Raw genomic sequence first — 2,294 nt, 5'->3', positions numbered from 1 at the left:
CAATGATATTAATATTAGGCGGAACCACCGAAGGACGTATCGCTGCCCGTACCCTTGAAGAATCTGGAAAACCATTTTACTACTCTACCAAAGGAGACGAGCAGGAAGTAACCATGCACCACGGTATCCGCCTGCAAGGTGCCATGGACGAACTGGACCTGGAACACTGTTGCCGAGAACATAACATTCAATTACTGGTAGACGCCGCCCACCCCTTTGCCATACAACTGCACCAGACCGTAGAGAAAGTAGCCCATACCCTGAACCTGCTTGTCATCCGATTCGAACGTATTTACCCGCCACGCGATGAAGAACACATTATCTGGTGCGATGATTTTGAAGATGCCATCCGGCAAATCAGGAAAGAAGATATCTTCACCCTCCTGGCACTGACAGGCGTACAAAGCATTGCCAAGCTAAAGCCTCTCTGGCAGGAAAGTACCTGTTGCTACTTCCGTATCCTTAACCGTGAGAGCTCCCGCCGCCTGGCCGAACGTGAAGGTTTTCCCGAAAAATATCTGCATTACTACCATGCAGGCGAAGACGAACGCATCCTGTTACAGCAACTTCACCCCGAAGCCATATTGATAAAGGAAAGCGGACTTTCCGGAGGATTCAATGAAAAAGTGGAAGCTGCCCTTCAAGAAGGTATCCGCATTTTTGCAATCCGTCGTCCGCCAATGCCCGGAAGTTTTATGATAGTGAACGGTGAGCATGGTTTGCGCCGGATGATTGAAAAACATTTTCCAGATTTTTATCCTTTGCGTAGTGGTCTGACTACGGGTACTTGTGCAGCCGCAGCCGCTGTAGCTGCAACCTGGGATATTTTCAACGTTCAACGCCAGCCCCGACCCGCAGAATTCCCCGTTATTCTCCCTAACGGAGAAACCATTTATGTTCCCGTCGAAGAGCAAGAACTCTACCCGCATCCCAGCTGTGTGAACGATGACTGGATGCTGGAAGCAGATGCCACAGTCATCAAAGATGCAGGTGATGACCCCGATGTAACTAATGGCATGCAGATCAAGGCCAATGTTGCTGTGCCTTTCCGCTTTGACGATCCAACACCCGCAGAACTTGGAGCTGATGATTATACCGTTATCGTCTGTGGAGGCGAAGGCGTAGGCATTGTCACCCTATCCGGTTTAGGGCTGGAAGTGGGAGGACCTGCCATCAACATTACTCCCCGCAAAATGATTGAAAACAATGTAAAGGCATGCCTTCAACGACTTGGCATTTCCAAACAGCCCAATCCTTTTGCCGTCACTATTTCCGTGCCGGGTGGCGAAGAGATAGCCCGGCGGACTTTTAATCCCCGTCTGGGTATAGAAGGCGGTATTTCTATCATCGGAACTTCGGGCATTGTGAAACCTTTCTCTTCTGAAGCATTTGTAGATTCCATTCGCAAATCCATGGAAGTAGGTCGGGCAACAGGAAGCCCGCGCATCGTCCTTAATTCCGGTGCAAAGAGTGAAAAGTATGTCCGGGGGTACTATCCCGAACTGCCTGCACAGGCATTCATTCATTACGGAAATTTCATTGGAGATACGATAAAGATTGCCGCAGATTTGGAAATCAAAGCGGTGACTTTGGGTATCATGATAGGAAAAGCCGTGAAATTGGCAGAAGGAAATCTGGATACGCACAGCAAACAGGTGACGATGAATAAGGATTTCCTACGTGAAGTGGCCCTTTCTGCCGGATGCGGAGGAAAAACACTTGCAGTTATCGAAAAGATAACTTTAGCCCGTGAGTTATGGACATTGCTCTCTGCTGAAGATTTGCAAGCTTTTTGCTCCCGTTTGCTCGAACTGTGCCATCAATATTGTGACCCGTTGCTACCTGAAGGAGAACTGACGATTCTGCTCATTAGCGAAGAAGGGAAAATAATTACATAGAATAAAAAAACAAGTTTTACCTGTAGTCTATCAGGCTGAAAGTCCTACGCTATATAATGAAAGCCCTTCAGGCTATATGCGAAACTTAAATTAAAAATCTCAAATATGAAACACCCTCAAATAATCCTCGTCACCGGCGCTTCTTCCGGTTTTGGAAGAGTCATTGCTACGCAGTTGGCTGCACAAGGACATATCGTTTATGGCTCCAGTCGGAAAGCAGTATCCGATAATCCCGGCTTCAAAATGTTGCAATTGGATATTACTGATCCTGCATCAGTATCCAATGCCATATCGACAATTCTGAAAGAGCAAGGTAGCATTGATGTACTTGTCAACAATGCCGGGATGGGTATCAGCGGAGCTATCGAACTCACTACCGAGGAAGAGATACAACGT

The 2,294-nt window shown here is 47.5% G+C and carries 2 protein-coding genes; both read left to right on the top strand.

Annotated elements, in window-relative coordinates:
* Nucleotides 1–2: 2 nt before the first annotated feature.
* On the top strand, nucleotides 3–1,898 hold the full coding sequence (cbiD, locus tag BACCELL_RS20265) for a cobalt-precorrin-5B (C(1))-methyltransferase CbiD (protein WP_007213916.1): 1,896 nt from the start codon (nucleotides 3–5) through the stop codon (nucleotides 1,896–1,898).
* A gap of 105 nt (nucleotides 1,899–2,003) precedes the next feature.
* A partial coding sequence (locus tag BACCELL_RS20260; RefSeq protein WP_007213915.1) for an SDR family NAD(P)-dependent oxidoreductase occupies nucleotides 2,004–2,294 on the top strand: 291 nt, incomplete at its 3' end.

Source organism: Bacteroides cellulosilyticus DSM 14838 (genome assembly GCF_000158035.1).
Taxonomy (GTDB): Bacteria; Bacteroidota; Bacteroidia; order Bacteroidales; family Bacteroidaceae; genus Bacteroides; species Bacteroides cellulosilyticus.
The sequence above is the reverse complement of the archived record's forward strand: the minus strand, read 5'-3'. Positions and strand labels throughout refer to the sequence as shown.

Excerpts from the sequence above, each read along its gene's own strand:
- cbiD (WP_007213916.1), top strand. The coding sequence starts at position 3 with ATGATATTAATATTAGGCGGAACCACCGAAGGACGTATCGCTGCCCGT.